The organism is Streptomyces sp. NPDC090442 (assembly GCF_044769405.1).
Lineage (GTDB): Bacteria > Actinomycetota > Actinomycetes > Streptomycetales > Streptomycetaceae > Streptomyces.
Window position 1 is genome coordinate 924 of the sequence record NZ_JBIVXW010000267.1, and the last position, 361, is coordinate 1,284.

Here is a 361-nt window from a genome sequence, read left to right on the forward strand (position 1 = left end):
ATAGCAAGGAGTTAGGGAAGACGGCACCTGGGGACGAGCCGACAGTGGTGCAACTTCTCACCGTGCAACCTGGTACACACATGTACCGAGCACGCTTGCAGGTTGAGGACCCCGCGGTTATGGGTTCGGTATTCCGCTGGTGGAAGTTCCGCTTCCGCTTCAACAGCGAGCCTGGCCACACCTACTACCTGTGGTTCGAGCGCACAGGGCAGGAAAACCCGCGTGTCTATGGTCGCGATCTTGGGCTGAACGTGCCGGTGGCGTCGCTTCCTGTCGCCCCCGCGTTCGGCTTGCGCTCGACGGCCGAACTCGCCGCAGAGAAACAGGCGCGCCTTGCTCTGCGGGAGAAGGGCACACCGAT

At 62.3% G+C, this 361-nt stretch carries 1 protein-coding gene; it reads left to right on the forward strand.

Translation table 11 applies throughout. The annotated features are described in order from the left end of the window. Positions 1-95 precede the first annotated feature (95 nt). Positions 96-361: hypothetical protein (locus ACIQU6_RS44935; protein WP_403488544.1), on the forward strand; the 266-nt coding region annotated here is incomplete at its 3' end.